General features: G+C 56.8%; 12 protein-coding genes. 4 read left to right on the forward strand and 8 right to left on the reverse strand.

The window, feature by feature from the left end; all coding sequences use genetic code 11:
• Positions 1-44: 44 nt before the first annotated feature.
• Positions 45-2540, reverse strand: a complete 2496-nt coding sequence (gene plsB, locus ABNS66_RS09910; protein ID WP_286840296.1) for a glycerol-3-phosphate 1-O-acyltransferase PlsB — start codon at positions 2538-2540, stop codon at positions 45-47.
• Positions 2541-2723: 183 nt separating this feature from the next.
• Here plsB and ABNS66_RS09915 point away from each other — a divergent pair, with 183 nt between their 5' ends.
• Positions 2724-4262, forward strand: a complete 1539-nt coding sequence (locus ABNS66_RS09915; RefSeq protein WP_286840298.1) for a protein adenylyltransferase SelO — start codon at positions 2724-2726, stop codon at positions 4260-4262.
• Positions 4263-4312: 50 nt separating this feature from the next.
• On the opposite strand, the gene ABNS66_RS09920 is transcribed toward ABNS66_RS09915, so the two are convergent.
• The gene (locus ABNS66_RS09920; protein WP_286840299.1) at positions 4313-5470 is read right to left on the reverse strand and encodes an alkane 1-monooxygenase; all 1158 of its coding nucleotides are present in this window, start codon (positions 5468-5470) and stop codon (positions 4313-4315) included.
• A gap of 121 nt (positions 5471-5591) precedes the next feature.
• On the opposite strand from ABNS66_RS09920, the gene ABNS66_RS09925 reads away from it, so the two are divergent.
• Complete coding sequence (locus ABNS66_RS09925) at positions 5592-6173, forward strand: TetR/AcrR family transcriptional regulator (protein WP_204996034.1); 582 nt, start codon at positions 5592-5594, stop codon at positions 6171-6173.
• A 16-nt stretch (positions 6174-6189) separates the two neighbouring features.
• Here the strand turns inward: ABNS66_RS09925 and ABNS66_RS09930 are convergent, their stop codons facing one another.
• Positions 6190-7842, reverse strand: coding sequence for a hypothetical protein (locus ABNS66_RS09930; protein ID WP_286840301.1), 1653 nt, complete (start codon positions 7840-7842; stop codon positions 6190-6192).
• Between the two features lie 9 nt (positions 7843-7851).
• Positions 7852-8499, reverse strand: coding sequence for a hypothetical protein (locus tag ABNS66_RS09935; protein WP_286840304.1), 648 nt, complete (start codon positions 8497-8499; stop codon positions 7852-7854).
• A 214-nt stretch (positions 8500-8713) separates the two neighbouring features.
• On the opposite strand from ABNS66_RS09935, the gene ABNS66_RS09940 reads away from it, so the two are divergent.
• Positions 8714-9754: an AraC family transcriptional regulator gene (locus tag ABNS66_RS09940; protein ID WP_286840307.1), complete on the forward strand. Its 1041-nt coding sequence runs from the start codon at positions 8714-8716 to the stop codon at positions 9752-9754.
• 107 nt (positions 9755-9861) lie between these two features.
• Positions 9862-10110 carry a DUF2970 domain-containing protein gene (locus ABNS66_RS09945; protein WP_204996035.1) on the forward strand — a complete coding sequence of 83 codons (249 nt, stop codon included), beginning with the start codon at positions 9862-9864 and terminating at the stop codon, positions 10108-10110.
• A gap of 44 nt (positions 10111-10154) precedes the next feature.
• Here ABNS66_RS09945 and ABNS66_RS09950 read toward each other — a convergent pair whose 3' ends face one another.
• From ABNS66_RS09950 to ABNS66_RS09965, 4 genes are all read right to left on the reverse strand, one after another.
• Positions 10155-12533, reverse strand: a complete 2379-nt coding sequence (locus tag ABNS66_RS09950) for an MMPL family transporter (RefSeq protein WP_286840309.1) — start codon at positions 12531-12533, stop codon at positions 10155-10157.
• Complete coding sequence (locus ABNS66_RS09955; RefSeq protein ID WP_286840311.1) at positions 12526-13698, reverse strand: YCF48-related protein; 1173 nt, start codon at positions 13696-13698, stop codon at positions 12526-12528. Before ABNS66_RS09955 ends, ABNS66_RS09950 begins: the two co-directional genes overlap by 8 nt.
• Before the next feature lie 9 nt (positions 13699-13707).
• A complete protein-coding gene (locus ABNS66_RS09960) occupies positions 13708-15096 on the reverse strand; it encodes a DUF1329 domain-containing protein (RefSeq protein ID WP_286840314.1) in 1389 nt (462 codons plus the stop codon).
• A gap of 12 nt (positions 15097-15108) precedes the next feature.
• A partial coding sequence (locus tag ABNS66_RS09965) for a DUF1302 family protein (protein ID WP_348655309.1) occupies positions 15109-16212 on the reverse strand: 1104 nt, incomplete at its 5' end.

A 16212-nucleotide genomic window follows, 5' to 3' on the forward strand; every position in this document is an offset into this window, starting at 1 on the left:
ACATACTAGTCTAGTCACCGTGGCCGCGACTTGCGTATTAACCCCTACTCACCCTCGGCAGCACTGGGCATAGTGGGGCGCCGAATAAGCTGCAGCATACTCTGCTGTACATCCGGCCCAAGGAGACTCACCCAACGCTGACTAAATACCGCCAGCCGCGGATTGCACCAAATACGCGGCTCTCCACCCTCTTCGTCCTGCGCCAGTAACTCTTGCGAAATCAGGGTATCCAGGTAAACCCTGAACAGGTTTTTATCGAAGTACTCCGGCGCCTCCCGGCCACTGACAATTGCCAGGCGCTGCGCCATGTCGATAATAGTCTTCTCGATATCGCTGCGCGGCGACGGCGTCTCACCTGGGGCGTGCACCAAGAGCAAGCTGGTCATGGTATAGCGCTCAAAGGTTTCCCGCAGAATCCGCCCCAGTCCGGTCAGCACGGCATAGGCTTCTGTGCCCACTTCAGGCCGCGATAACACGCCTTCATCACAGCGCTCTAACAAGCCAAGCGCAACGAGATTATCGATATGAGACTCAACGAGCGCCTCGCCCTCCTGCTCGTCAACGCGCAAAAATAACTCGCGCTTGAGGAAGGGCAGGAGTTGCGCGCAAGACTCTTTCAATTCGGCCTCATTCACGCGCTCACTGTGGCGGAAAAAGCGCGCGATCAAACTCGGTGTGGCCAAAACGTGCATGACCGAGTTGCGGTAGTAGGTCAGCATCACCGCCTCTTTGCCGGTAGCGGTGATAATTGGCCCCCAACTGTGATCTATGCGCGACAGTCCCGCCGTGCGCGCCGCCGCATCGAGGATTTCTCGGGCGCTCCCCTCCGGCAGGATCACATCATCGCTGTAGGGCAGGCGCTGCAACAGCGCGATAAAATGGTCGATCTGCGCCAACAGTTCATCCTCAGCCATCGCACGCTGCGGACTGGACAGCAGGATCATGGCCACCAAGCCTATCGGATTAATCACTGCCGCGGCATTGATACGCTCCATATTCTCCTGGGCGATGTGATCGACAACACCGGGTATAAAGCTCTTATCACCGGCCTGCAGCTTACTGCGCCACTCCGGCTCAACCCGGCTCAAACATTCATCCAGGCTAATCGGTTCACCGAAGGAGACGTGAGGGCTGCCATACGATGACTTGAAAATTCGCGTGGCCTTCAACAAGCCACCTGCAGATTCACTCTGCTTGGCTGCGCCGCGCAATTCCTTCACATAGGACGCGCCCTCCACCAGTTTGTCATAGCCTACATACACCGGAACCAGGGCAGCCTTGCGCGCAGGTTGCGCCAAAAAGCTCTCCACCGTCATGCGCAACATGCCTTTCTTCGGCGGCAATAATCGCCCGGTTCGCGAGCGGCCGCCTTCGGGGAAGAATTCCACCGGGTAGCCGCGCCCGAGAATAACATCGAGGTAGTTGCGAAAAACGGCTGTATATAGCTGCTGGCCCGCAAAACTACGGCGGATATAAAAGGCACCACCGCGACGCAGCAAACCACCCACTGGCCAAAAATTAAGGTTTACCCCCGCCGCAATATGGGGCGGCACCAGACCCTGGGTATACAGGCCGTAAGAAATGAGCAGGTAATCCAAATGGCTGCGGTGACTGGGCATGTAAATTAGCTGGCGGTCGTTGGCGGCGCGATTAAGGCGGTCAATATGGTGCAGGCGGATGCCACTGAAGATCTTGCGAAATACCCAGCTCAGAATCAGGTCCAACACCCGCAGCATTCGAGAGTCGAAATTCGCGGCGACCTCGTCTGCCATTTTTCGCGCTTGTTTTATCACCTGCGCATCAGTTAGCTGCTTTTCCTGCTGGTGCTGGGCCATCGCCGCTTTAACTTCAGGGCGGCGCAATACCAGGCGAATAATCGCCGGGCGCGATAGCAGGCTTGGGCCAAGTGCAGCCGTTTTTCGGCGGCTATAGTAGAAACTCAGGGTGCGAGCCAGCAGCTCCGCCGCCGACGCCGGCTCTTCGGTGCGGGCAACCAGTGTCTGAAAGTTAATGGGCATGGCGAAATGCAAAATCACATTCTTGCGCTGCGCAATGATCACCATTAGCTTGCGAAAGGCCCCGCCGCGTTCACCATCGCCGAGCAGCAGTTTCAGAAATGATGTTTCACTGCCGGGGTCGCGCCCCCAAAACATCGACACCGGTACAATCTGCATTTCCTTGGCCAGGGCACTGGCCGTGTCATCACCGAGGCGCGCGATAAGCGCCGACATGGTCGCCTTACCGCGGTCATTGCCGCGCTCGCCGCGTAACACCGGCAAATACAGACACGCGGCGCGGCTGCTATCGGGCAGCTTACCCGGTGTAGCGCGCAGCAGTGGCAGCCCCTCAGCTTTAAGAATCCGCTCGAGCAAAAACCGGTCAGTCCAGCTGTGCTGGCGCAGTACATAGCACACCGGTCGACCGTCAATGGCCTCGCGCAGCCCCTCGTCTACCTGCACAATATTCGGTCGAACAAGTGCGAACACGGGGGCCGAGACGAATCGACACAGCAAAAAAAACAGTTTGGTAAACCAGGGCATGGGTCTATGGCTTCCTGAAAGCATCGCCAAGCATCAGCGAGAACTGTGCTCGGTCACTATGGTTATCAAATCGAGTTTGAAAAATGGTAATTTTACCGCGTTAATGCGCCGAGGTCGCGCCTCGCTAAAAGAAATCCACGCATTGGCGACCCGAGCGGGCAGTGAACGTCGCGGCCACGTACAATGGTTGCCCGCCAAACCTCAGACGAGAGCCAGAACACCATGCGCCCGATTCCCTTCGACAACAGCTACCAAGCTCTGGCGGACAGCCTCTTTCATCGCCAGCAGGCAGAGCCGGTGTCCGCGCCGCAAGCCCTGCTGATTAACACCGGGTTGGCCGAAGCGCTGAATATCGACAGTAAGTGGCTGGCCTCGCCGGCAGGTATTGATGTTCTGTCCGGCAATGCGCTGGCCGCGGGTAGCCAGCCCATTGCCTGCGTGTACGCCGGTCATCAGTTTGGCAACTACAATCCGCAACTTGGCGACGGCCGCGCATTGCTGCTCGGTGAAGTCATTGACCGCCAGGGCCAACGCAAAGATATTCAATTGAAGGGATCCGGGCGCACGCCCTACTCTCGCGGTGGCGACGGCCGCTCACCACTGGGGCCGGTTATTCGCGAATACCTGCTCAGTGAGGCCATGCACTGCCTGGGCGTACCGAGCACGCGGGCCCTGGCCGCGTTGGCTACCGGCGACCCGGTTTTTCGCGAGCACGGCCCTCTGCCCGGCGGTATTCTATGCCGCGTTGCCAGCAGCCACTTGCGCGTGGGTACGGTTCAGTTTGTCGCAGCGCAGCGGGACCCCGAACTACTGCAGCAACTAATGGATTACGTTATTGACCGCCACTACCCTGAGTGCAAGCAGAGCGAATCGCCCTATGAAGCGCTGTTTAACGCGATCCTCAATGCCCAGGCAACGCTTATCTCGCGCTGGCAGGCCCTGGGGTTTATCCACGGCGTGATGAACACCGACAATATGTTGCTGTGCGCGGAAACCATTGACTACGGCCCCTGCGCATTCATGGAGACGTATCACCCCGGCACGGTGTTCAGCTCTATCGACCAGCAAGGGCGATACGCCTACGGCAATCAGCCAGCCATCGCCCAATGGAACCTCGTGCAACTTGCCCAAGCCATGCTGACGTTGATGCAGCGGCCGGGCGAGTCGGACCTAAAACCGGCCGTGCAGCGCGCGCAGGACACCCTAAACACTTTCCCGGACACCTTCCTCCAGTCGTATCGGCAGCGCATGGCCGAAAAACTCGGCTTCTCCCATATCAACGATGACGACGAAGCCCTGTATCGCGAATTCCTGGCACTACTGGAAGAACACGACAGCGACTTCACCCTGAGTTTCCGCAGCCTGAACGACCGCGCAGCGGTAATGGCCAACTGCGAAAGGGGTGGTGACAGCATCGCTGGGCTTTTCCAATTGCCGAATGCCTTCGCGCCTTGGTTAGAACGCTGGCAACAGCGCTTCAATGCCGACGCCACACCAGCCGAGCAGCGCTACTTCACCATGCAAAAGGCCAACCCGGTATTTATTCCGCGCAACCACTTGGTGGAAAACGCCATAGAGAAGGCCTATGAGGGTGATATGAGCGTGTTCTTTGCCCTGCAGACGCGATTACAAGACCCTTTTGAATACCAGTGCGATGCGGCCGAGTTCGCCGCACCCGCTACCGACGGCAACCGGGTAACGGCAACCTTTTGCGGAACCTAGTGCTGCCCGAGTAATTGGGCCCGCGAAGGCGGGCCTGTACGGAACGGCAATCAAAGGCCGAGTTTTGCCCGAACCTTCGGCGCAACGTTTGCCTGAGACAAGTCGCCGTTGTAGTGCGCCTTCACACGGCGGTCCATCACCCAGCGCCACAGCGGCGGGAAGTACGCCAGCGGCACCATTCCCGCATAACCACTGGGTAACTGGGGAACGTCCTCGTAGTGACGCAGGGCCTGATAACTGCGCGTGGGGTTGGCGTGGTGATCAGAATGACGCTGCAATTGATACAGCAGAATGTTCGTCACCAAGTGATTGCTATTCCACGAATGCTCGGGCTGACAGCGCTCGTAGCGCCCAGAGGACAGCTTTTTGCGGCACAAGCCGTAGTGCTCCAGATAATTGATCACTTCGAACAGGGTCATGGAATAGAGGGATTGGGCCGCCATAAATGGCAGTACCGCCCAGCCAAAGACCGCAGCAATAATGGCGTACAGCACCAGACTCATCGACCAGGCCTGAAGGTTGTGGTTCTGCCAATGCCATACTGGCTTGCCCTGACGCTCAAGTCGCTTCTTCTCCAACGCCCAGGCACTGCGGAGACTGCCTGTCATGGTGCGCGGCAAAAACTGCCAAAAGCTTTCCCCATACCGGGCACTGGCTGGATCTTCTGGCGTTGCCACCCGCACGTGGTGACCACGGTTGTGCTCAACGCAAAAGTGGCCATAAAAGGTCGGCGCCAACGACAACATGCCCAGGTACTTTTCAAGCTTGCTATTTTGGTGACCGAGCTCGTGGGCAGTATTGAACGCTACCCCGCTGACAATGCCGACCGATACCAACAGCCCGCTGATTCCCACCCAGCCCAGCTCGCCGCCGGCCAACACCGACATTGCCCAGAATAAGGTGGCAAATTGCAGGGGGAGGAACGCGTACACACAGTAGCGGTAGTAGCGGTCTTGTGACAACGCCGCAACCACCTCCTCGGGGGGATTGTGCGGATCGTTACCAATTAGGTAGTCCAACGCGGGAATCACGGTATACAGAAACAGGGGCGCAAACCACCACCCCCATTCCGATCCCGTCAGTGCTGCCATGCCCCCACTCATCAGCGGAAATAACGGCACGATCATGCCAAATAGCCACAAATACCGTTTGCCATCGACCCACTTTGCTGCGGACGACGGCGTGTTGATCTCAAGCTCACTAGCCATTTCACCACCTAATCTACTTATTGGATTTATTTACCTACTGATTTGTAGATTATTGGCGAAACAATGCCGTGTCAACATCTGGTAGACTTAATCCTACTATTTTGAAGATTATGGACTCACCATGGCGCGGCCTCGCACACAACCCAACGCTCCCAGTACCCGCAGTAAAATTCTCAATGCCGCGCGCATTGAATTCTCCACCCAGGGTATCGCCGCGCCACTGGACGCTATCGCCAAGCGCTGCGGCATTCGGCGCCCCTCCCTGCTACACCACTTCCCCTCCAAGCAAGCACTGATTGCCGCGGTTACCGACGATATTTTGGGAAAGGCGCGAGAGCGACTCATTCAGGCAGTTGGCGCCAAAGGCGGCGACTATGCACAGACCATGCAGGCCATTATCCGTGTGCTGAGAGACCTGGAGGCCGAAGAACAGGGGGTAGCCGGTGTGCTGCTGCACGCACTGATGAGCAGTGACACCGACAACCCGGTGTCGGGCAAAATGACCGAGTTTATCGATATTATTTTTGCCACCGTATTAATGGCGGGAAACCCCTCGGGCAAGCCCAAGGTCGAACTGCGCGCCGCTATCGCCCACCTGGTGATGGGCGAGTTGACCCGCGTGGCGCTGGCTAGCAGCGCCGATGCTATTTGGGGAGAAGGCGACGGCGTCGACCAGTTGTTTCGCAGCTACTTCTTACCGTAAGCCGCTAGATACCTATTCAGGGCTGTTCAAACTGCCACTCAAAACCGCCGCTTAACGCGGACTTTGTGATGGTGATGCGCGATGGCACGCCGCTCATTCGCACATCGGTAAACGCCTTATCCTCAAGATAGAGGGTCAGGAATTGCCGCTGGCGAGCGCTCAGCGCTGCCTTTTGATTTCTCAGCGCTTCCGGTACCTCGATATTCCCGCGAAAGCTCCTCGGCTCGTCGTCCAAGCCCCTCGCGCGAGGCGTCTGCCGAATCACATCCACCACATGAAGAATCAGATCCATGCTCTCTTCGGGGCCCGTGTAAACACGCAAGGCGGTTGGCGAGCAATACAAATTGAAGTCGCTCAGCTCCGCCGCCCAGTCCATGTCGTCGCGCAGATCACGCTCAGGCGCCAGAGTCGCTACCGCGGCCATATTCCGTTGATAGTAGCGATCCTCAGACTCGCCCAGGTCCCGCTGACTGGTATCCTTGGGGCTATTGTCTAACAGGGTGCCGCGCAAGTGCCCGCCCGTTGGGTAAAACTGCCAGTCAGCCACCGACTCTGCGGCTACCGCTTTCTCCCAGTATCCGACGTTACCCTTCGCATCGCGCCCCTCTACGCGAATTAGCCGCTGCGCTATATTAATGCCGAGCTTATGAATACTAATAAGGTGGGTAATTTCACCCGGCACCTTGGGCTGCTGCACCCAGGGAAACGATGGCAACTGTATCTTCGGGTTGGCTACGCCGCGCTGATCCTCGAAGGCGTATTGAAAAAACACCTCGTTGTCACCAGCCAGGTCAAAGTCGTAGTGACGGGTGTAGATATCACCATAGCGATTCACCGTGACCAATGTGGAGCCGCTGCTATTCAAATTGACGCCTTTAAACCGGCCGCGTAAGGGGCCGCATGCCTCGTAACTCTCGTCCTTGGGCAGCCAGGGGTCGATGAACGTATAGCGCTGCCCGTTATCTCGAAGCATCCAAATATGGGAAACCTTGCCGTCACCCACGCGGTGCAAATTGCCGGCGGGATCACGCCAGTTCTTATCTTCACTGTTGGAGATCACCGTCCAACTCCAGCTCAGATAATCCTCCTGAATGTAATAGCCGGTACCCAGCCAAACAGGCGCGCCCCAGCGCGATGTCCAGTTGAATAACAACGGATCTTTCAGGATGTTATCCAGCCCGTAGATATCGCCATTTTCACGAATAGCAACCAACTCATCATCGTCGGCCGAAATACCTATCAGGGTACCGGCCAAACACGCGGGCATCGGCACCGCCAACCAAGGTCCAGCCTCTTCGACCGCCGCATTTTTCTTATACCAAACACGCCCCTCGTGAAGGTAAAACTGGTACTTGCGGTTAAATGTTGCCGTATCGCTGCGCAGATGAACTCGCTCGGGGAAACCCTCTGGCACTTCCGGCGACACCACACCCAGTAGCCCGCTGCCAATATCGGGCAGCACATCCAGCGAGACGGGGTCAGGTATGCCCATTGTCCCCGCCAGCAATACACAGCTCGGCAAATCGGCGTGGTGATCCACCCGCTCGGTGAACGGCGCTTCCGGCCCCAACTCAAAGGGCGCAGCAGTTCGCGTAGCATTTGAGGTATTGCCACCTCCGCAGGACGCCAACAGCAACAATACACACAACCCTATCCCGGCTTTTCGCATCCCTGCCCCCTATAACCAGCCCAGCACGGGCACAAATAAAATTAACGACGCGGCGACAAACGTCCCCAGACCGGAGACAGCCACCACCTGCCGTCGGCGGCTCGGCATATCGTGCACCCAAGCGCCAACAAGATAAAAAGGCAGGTAGCCCAGCAGAAAAATAAGCCAGGGCGACGAGGCATTCCAGAACGGCCACTCCCACACCAGCGCGCCGATATGGTTCAAGTAAATTTCCACCAGTACCGACAGTGCCGCGTTGGTCGCGGCCCACACCACACGGTTATTAACGCCCAAAATTTTGGCCTTTGGGTCGCGAGGCAAAGTCAGCATTGCGGCCAAGCCCAACACCGCAAACATCAGGCTGATTTCAATATTCAGCCCCGCGAGTATCAGAAATGCCGTGTCACTGGGCGCCCCCCAAACCGGCGCGTAACCGCTGAAATGCAGCACCAGGCCGTTCCATATCTCATTTACCCAATCCATTAACCAGAATGCTAAACCACCCAGGATCACCGACCAGCGGCGAGCGTGCCACTGCTCGGAATACAGGTAGATGACCACCACCATCAACGGAATGACATACCACTGAAACTGACTGCTATCGCGCAGAATTTGTTGCGCCGCAGCCGCCGAAGGAGCCAGAGTCGCGTCAACCATAATTGTTATCTGCCTATCTAAATAGCAGCAAGATTACGGTTGTTTAGCAGCCGCTGCTTGCCGACCGCGGCCATTTATTTTTGCAATTCGGCCAACCCCATAGCGGGCGGCAAGATGAGCTAGCTGAGGGATGCCGGTATACTCTTGCCCTACATTGTGGTGTTAGGTGGCGCACTCGCTACCCACTAAAACATGCCAGGCCCGAACAATAACCGTGAACAATAATAAATTACTTGCCGCCTATGAGGCCTGCCATCACACCGTATCGGCATCGTATGCCCAGTGTCTTATCGACGTGGCCACCCGCCAGGGCGCCGACCGCTCCTCCCTGCTAGAGGCTGCCGCACTGACTAGTGAAGCACTCGCCACGCCCAGTCAACGATTGCCACTGGGCAAAATGATCGCGCTATTCGAGCGCGCGATTGAGCAGTGCGCCGATCCACTGATAGGGCTGCATATGGGCCAGCAGGTGCAAGCGCGAACTTTCAGCGCACTGGGCTATGCCGCGATGAGCTGCGCAACACTCGGGGAAGCCATCGCGCTGATCCCGCGCTACGAGAGCCTGGTTTACGATGGCGGCAAAACAACCGTCAGCGCCAATCATCGGCAACTCACCGTCAGTTGGGACGCTGGCTTGCCAGCCTCGCTGGAATACCAAGCGCTCAACGAGGTCATTGTCGCTGGCTGGTTGAGTTTTGGCCGCTGGATAACCGGAGAGCAGGGCTGGCTGAACGAAGTGCGCTTTCGACACAGCGCGCCTCTGGATTGCAGTGACTACGATCGCTTCTTCGGCTGCCCGGTGCATTTCGACGCGGACGACAACGCCCTGTGTGGCCCCGACTATTTCACGGACCTCCCCTTACTGCAGCAGGATGGTGAGCTGAATACGCTGATGGCCAGACAAGCCGACTCGCTGCTCACAAAAATACAGGCTAAACAAACACTTGCCGACCGTATTAGCCATCTTCTTGACGACATGCTCCCCAAGGGCAAGCCGCAACCGTCGCACGTTGCCAGTGCGCTACATATCAGCGAGCGCACGCTGAGAAGGCGCCTTCAGCATGAGGGCGTTAGTTTCACACAGCTGCTGAATACCGCGCGGTCTGCCCGCGCTAAGCACTACTTGACCGAAACCCCACTAAGCCTGCTGGAGATCGCGTTGCTGCTGGGTTTCAGTGAACAGAGCTCCTTTACCAGCGCCTTTCAAAACTGGCAGGGCTGCTCCCCCAGCCAATACCGCAAAGATCGCAGCTGACCGCGGCTATAGTCTTGCGCGGCAATCAGGTAAACTCTCTGACAAGATGAGTTTGCCGCAAACTCAAAGGAAGACCGACACCAACAGAGAACTCCCGAGGTCGCAACATGGACAATGCACAAGAGAAAACGGAACCCGCAGAGAACAACCAAAAACCTTTGAGCTTCTTCGAGGTTTTCAAGCAGGCCATTTCACTAATGTTTGCCCTGCAAAATCGCTCCGGGCAAAAACGCTTAATGGACTTGGCAGAAACCAATCCCATGCCGCTGATCTTCGCCGGCGTGACGGCGATGGCGATTTTCTTCTTGTTCTGCTTTATCAGCTCGCAAATTGTGATCAGCCTGCTGACCTCGTAACCGTCACACAGGGCTGCGCTGCCAGTGCAGACCAGCCCTCTCGGCTATGCGTTGCCATCTGTCGCGCTGGTGACTCGCTGATGGGGCTTAGCGCCAAACAGCCACGCTAATGCGGGAAGAACCAGCAAGGCACCCACCATATTCCAGAAGAACATAAAGGTTAGCATTAGCCCCATATCGGCCTGGAATTTAATGGGCGAGTAGATCCACGTCCCTACCCCGACAGCCAGGGTTAAGCCCGTAAAGGCCACCGCGGTACCACTGGTTTTCAGTGCTGAAAAATACGCGCTGCGAAGGTCCTGACCCTCGCGCAAGAAATGCGCTAAAGCGGTATAAATATAGATGCCGTAGTCGACCCCAATTCCCACCCCAAGCGCGATCACAGGCAGTGTTGCCACCTTGACGCCAATGCCCAGCATCGCCATCAATGCCTGACCGAGTAAAGAGGTCAGCATCAGCGGCAGGATGATGCAGGCAGTGATTTTTAGCGAGCGGAAATTGAGCAGGCACAGTACAATCACCACGCCATATACCCAGATCAGCATACGGTTCTGCGCGGTGCGAATCACAATATTCGTTGCCGCCTCAACACCGGCATTGCCAGCCGCCAAGCGGAAGCTTATGTGTTCGCTATTGTACTGCGCGGTAAAGCCCTCTGCGGCAGCAATCACTTGATCAAGGGTGTCCGCCTTGTGATCCTCGAGGAATAGAATCACCGGCACCATCGAACAATCGGTGTTTAACAAATTGCTTGGCACGCGGCTCAGGGAGTTATTCAAAATATATTGATTGCGACTCAACGCATGCCACTGAGGGTTACCCTCGTTCATGCCCATGATCACCAGCTTGGAAATATCAACCAGCGACAACGCCGATTGCACCCCCGGCACATTTTCCATCACCGCTTGAAAATGATCTATTGCCGCCAGCGACTGGTAATTGCCACATTGCTGAGGCAGGGTATGCGCCATCACAACAAAGACATCGGTACTGGTCGAGTAATTATCGGTAAGAAAAGCCGTATCGAGATTGTAACGAGAGTGCGGACGCAGCTCGGGCGCGCCGGGGTCGAGATCGCCAATCTTTTGCTGCTGGGCCAACCACCAGCCGCCTGCGAAAAGCACCGTGCAGGCCGCAACAATCAATTTGGCATTGCGCGGTAGACTCGCCGCCGACAGCTGGTGCCAATGACGATATTCGCTGTTGAGTTTGTCATCGCGGTAGCGGTGACAGCGCTGACTGATTCCGGTGTAGGACAACACCAACGGGAGTAAGATCAGGTTGGTTAACACCAGCACCGCGATGCCGGTACTGGCGATCAGAGCCAGCTCTTGAATAACCGGAATATCAATCACGCGAAGAGTAAGAAAGCCCACACCATCGCTAAGCAGGGCAATAAAGCCCGGTTTGCTCAACCGAACGAAGGTTAGCTTGGCGGCTTCCCGCGTGTCGACGGCGCTGTGGCTTAGGTGTGCAAAGCGGTTGATGATCTGCACCGAGTGGCTGATGCCCACCGCAAAGACCAAAAACGGCACCAGCATCGAATAGGGGTCTAAGCCGAGGCCCATAATGGGCAACAACCCCAGCTGCCAGACCACCGCAACCGTTGAACACAGCAACGCGGCAAACGTGCTCCAATGGCAGCGACTATACAAAAACAGCATCACCGCAGTGATCACAAAGGCAACCGCGAAGAAGGTCCCTACCAGTGACGCCCCGTCGATCAGGTCCCCTACCAGTTTGGCAAAACCGGTAATGTGGATACGCAGGTCTTCTGTCTGATATTTGTCGCGCACCAGCGCTTCAAGGTCAGCCGATAGTTGCTGGTAGTCAAGGCGCTCGCCCGTCTTCGGGTCGCGCTCAACCAGCGGCGCCACAATAATGGTGGAGCGGAAATTGTTGGCCACCAAGCGACCGATCTGGCCCGACTTAAGTGTGTTAGCGCGAAGCTTTTCCAAAGCCTGAGGCGAACCGTCGTAATCGTCTGGAATAACTGCGCCGCCGACAAAGCCCTCTTCGGTCACCTCCAGCCAGCGGACGTTAGGCGTCCACAAAGACTGAAGGCCGGCGCGATCGACGCCGTTTATATAAAAAACCTCGTCGGTGATCTCTTGAAGGGTTTGTTGAAATTCCTGGCTAAATATATCGCCGTTTTTATTTTCAACGATGATGCGCACCGCATTACCCAGCCCGGACAGGTCTTCGCGGTTTTCCAGAAAATTAACAATATAGGGATGAGATACCGGGATCATTTTTTCGAAGCTGGCATCCGGTCGCAACCCCCGCAGCTGCCAGCCAAAAAATGCCGTCAGGATCACAAATAGCAGTATTAGCGGCGCTCTGGCACGCAGTAACAGCGCCCCCAAAAACGGGCGTAAACGGCCATCCTCTTCCGTTAAGGTCAAGCTTTCTTCGCTACTCACTGGCCTCTCCTTGGGGAAGCGCCGCGGCGCCATTCATACCCACTGCAACGACTCGGCCACTGCCGTCGCCGCTTACCGACGAGAAGCTGCTGCGACTGGGGTGTAGCTTTGACGCGAAGGGGGCGCCCTCTGGGCCAAGCAGATAGCCGCCTCCAGCGCCGACCAAAATCACCGTTCCATCGGCCAAGAGCGTGCCGCCATACAGGCTGAAAGGCGCGGCAGGCAGAGACTGCCAACGCGTGCCGCCATCCACACTTTTAAAAATATGGCCGCGCAAGCCGTAGGCCATTACCTCCTCGCCCCGCGTAACAACGCCGAATAGACTGCCATCATAAAACGGCCCCAGGCGCTGCCATTGGCGACCACCATCCAGCGAGCGATACATCAGTCCCGCCTCGCCACTAAGGTAAAGGCGGCCACTGCGATCGGCATCGACATCGTAATAGTGATAGCGGTCAGGGTTCTCAATTCCCGCCGCAGCGATCACCCAGTTTTCGCCGCCGTCTTCGGTGCGATAAATCATGCCGTATGCGCCAACGGCGACGCCGTTTTTGGCATCACCAAACCAAATATCAAGAAAGGGATCCACCGGGCCGGTCTGCAACGCGAGGGCGGCATCCTCCAGCGCGTACTCAGCGTCGTCCAGACGATATTCAAGGTCGTCGCGCTCAGCCTGTTGCGAGTCGTCCAGCTCCTCGATTGTCTCGGCCAGCGAATCGCGACGTTGCTGAATAAAGTTCAACCACTGCCGGTTGGCCTGGTTACCGTCGAACTGCTTGTGCCACGTTTGGCCGCCGTCACCGCTGTGCAGGATGATGCCACCATGGCCCGCCGCCCAACCGTTTTGGGCATCGATAAACGTGACCGAAGTCAGCGTATTGCTGTGCGGCACAACGGCCTGCTGCCACGTATTGCCGCCGGTGTCTGAGTACAGAACAACGCCGCGCTCACCCACCGCGACCAGTCGGCCACCCGCACGGGTGATATCAAGCAGAACACGCTTCCCCGCCTCGGCCACGGTCAACGCGGGAAGTGCCTCAAAGTCGTTGGCGTAAGCGCTGCTGCCAGTGACTACACAAGACGAAATCAAGGCTATGGCAGCGCAAACCTGGCGGACGATGCGCGGCCAATGCCGCGCAGTAACTTGTTTATTATTGTTTGTCATAAGCCGGACTTAACGTCGCCCAGCCCGGCGCAAAGCCGCCGGTGTGAAGTCTCTAAATTTACCCTGGTAATTAAAGTCGTACTGGTAGCCCTCTTCCTCATTATCGAGGCCAGTAACCAAATAGCGACCGGAGTTCAGGTCATACAGCGACTCGCACGCCAACCAGGGCACGGCCACTTGATAATGCATCACTTCATGGCCTTCTTTTACCTTCCACAACTCGCCGCGACCGTCGTAATGATCTGCGATGGCGATCTGCCAGGTGTCCTCGTCAACAAAGAAGGTACGACGAGCATAAATATGTCGGGAGCCCTCTTTCAATGTGGCCTCAACCACCCACACTCGGTGCAACTCATAGCGCAAATGCTCGGGATTCATATGCCCTTTATTGAGAATATCTTTGTATGCCAGCTTGCCGTCTCTCAGGCGATAGCTGTTATAGGGGATATATAACTCGCGCTTGCCTTTTAATTCCCAGTTGTAGCGATCCAGGGCGCCATTGAACATATCGAGGTCGTCGGAGGTGCGCAAACCGTCCGAGGCTGTGCCCGGGCCGTCATAGGCAATGGTCGGAGCCAAGCGCACGCGACGCTGCCCGGCATTGTAGAGCCACGCGGAACGCGGCTCCTTAATTTGGTCAATATTTTCATGCACCAGCAATACATCGCCCTCTAAGCGCGCTGGCGCCAAAATACGCTGCAAGAACACAAACAGGCGGTTGGGATTAGGGTTATCCGCGAAGCGGTTGGCAAACAATACCGACTCCTCAAATAACACTGGCGTAAAGCCGCCACTGGCCTGCACCGGAATCTGGGTATAGCGTCGCGACACACCCAGTGGGGTGCGATAGCGAGTGATATGATTCCAGATAACCTCCTGGCCACTTTGCGGAATAGGGAACGGTACACTGGCCGAGAAATTCACCAAGCCATTCCCGCCCTCGACCATATCGGTTTGGGTAGCCCCGGTTTTAATCCGCTGGTACTCGGTATCTGGCAGGCGAGCGCTACGGTGGCTGGGATAGACATTCATCTTAAAGCTATCGGGGTATCGATTGAGCAATGCCAGTTGCCCCGGCGACAGCTTGTCCTTGTGTTGATTGGCATTTGCTGCGGTGATCGCAAACAGTGGCGCTTCCCCGGCATAGGGGTCAACCAACCGTTCACCGGGCTTGTACGCGGCCGGCAATTTTTTTAGGCCGCCCGTCCAAGCCGGAATACTGCCATCGGCATTTGCCGCTCGCTCTGCGCCCATCGGCGTCAGCTGGGCACCGCCTAACTGCGCGGCTTTCTCAGGAGAAACCTTGGCAGAGGCGACGCTCGCCCCCAAGGCCGCAACGACGGTGGTGTAGAACAAGCCGGTCGTGATCGAGCGAATGCTGTGCTTGAAGCTCTGCATAGTAGCCCCCTCTTAAAATGCAACGGAAAAACTCAGCGAGATAAAATCCCTATCCTGCTGATCGTTATAATCGGCACCAAAGTAATTGGTGTATGAAATATCAGCCTGATAGGTGCTCAAGTAGTCGGCACTCAGGCCAATACTCAATGCCTGACGGCCTTCAATAAAATTCGGTGGTGGTGAATAACCGCTCACATCGTGAGACCACGCCATATTTGGTGTTAGGTTCACCCCCTTGAAAACATCGGAATAGGTCAGACGCGCTCGCACTCGGTAGCCCCAGGAGAAGTCCTCGACAAATCCGTCGTCGGTGCAGTTTTGCGGCTGTGAATTCGGCTGGACACCCGCTAACAGGCTCAACACAGGGTGCGAGTCACAACTCACCGGAATAATCCCCGGTAGCGGCGGTAATAAGTTGAGGATGGCAGGCGGTAGCGGCAGCCCGCTGTTTATTGGCTCAAAGTCACCGATGCCAAAGGTTGCCGAACGACCATAGTTAATCGCCTCGTTCATCCCCCCTATCCACACCCCACCTACTTCGGCGGCGATCGCCAAGCGGTCTGCGCCCATTACCTGCTCAAAGAAGCGGATAAAGGTCATCTGCGCCTGGGTGTATTCAACATTATCGAAACCATGCACCACGCCGCCGGGACCAGCGGCAGCGCCACGATCAGCAATCCGCGACCACTCGTTAAGCGAACCCAGCGCCAGTGTCTGGCTGATTTCTACGGTATTAATCTGCAAGGGAAGCTCAGGCCGGTAACTGACCTCACCCGACACCGCCCACAGGCCGAGGTTCGTTGCGAAGGTCAGCGCGTAGACTTCGATATCTTCAGGAAACTCGAAAAAGTACTGCGGATTTTCAGGCTGGCCGGTCAGCGGACTGAAGCTGGTCGCATTAATACCGCTCAATATCGGCGTGCGGCTGTGATAGTTCACGTAGTACGCGCCAATTTCCGTGCCGCCCAACCAGTCAAAGAAATACCGACCCGCAATACCCCACTGCCCTGAATCGCCCGCCTCGTCATCTGCAGCGCGCGGCATAAAGCCCCCGGCAGCGACCTGATCGGCGTCTGGCGCCGCCGTCGACAAGGTCAGCTTGTCGCACCCCCCGCC

Origin of the sequence: uncultured Spongiibacter sp., assembly GCF_964011655.1 — a bacterium.
Classification (GTDB): domain Bacteria; phylum Pseudomonadota; class Gammaproteobacteria; order Pseudomonadales; family Spongiibacteraceae; genus Spongiibacter; species Spongiibacter marinus.

Coding starts and splice junctions, on each gene's coding strand:
- plsB (WP_286840296.1), bottom strand. CDS start 2,540: ATGCCCTGGTTTACCAAACTGTTTTTTTTGCTGTGTCGATTCGTCTCG.
- ABNS66_RS09915 (WP_286840298.1), top strand. CDS start 2,724: ATGGTTGCCCGCCAAACCTCAGACGAGAGCCAGAACACCATGCGCCCG.
- ABNS66_RS09920 (WP_286840299.1), bottom strand. CDS start 5,470: ATGGCTAGTGAGCTTGAGATCAACACGCCGTCGTCCGCAGCAAAGTGG.
- ABNS66_RS09925 (WP_204996034.1), top strand. CDS start 5,592: ATGGCGCGGCCTCGCACACAACCCAACGCTCCCAGTACCCGCAGTAAA.
- ABNS66_RS09930 (WP_286840301.1), bottom strand. CDS start 7,842: ATGCGAAAAGCCGGGATAGGGTTGTGTGTATTGTTGCTGTTGGCGTCC.
- ABNS66_RS09935 (WP_286840304.1), bottom strand. CDS start 8,499: ATGGTTGACGCGACTCTGGCTCCTTCGGCGGCTGCGGCGCAACAAATT.
- ABNS66_RS09945 (WP_204996035.1), top strand. CDS start 9,862: ATGGACAATGCACAAGAGAAAACGGAACCCGCAGAGAACAACCAAAAA.
- ABNS66_RS09955 (WP_286840311.1), bottom strand. CDS start 13,698: ATGACAAACAATAATAAACAAGTTACTGCGCGGCATTGGCCGCGCATC.
- ABNS66_RS09960 (WP_286840314.1), bottom strand. CDS start 15,096: ATGCAGAGCTTCAAGCACAGCATTCGCTCGATCACGACCGGCTTGTTC.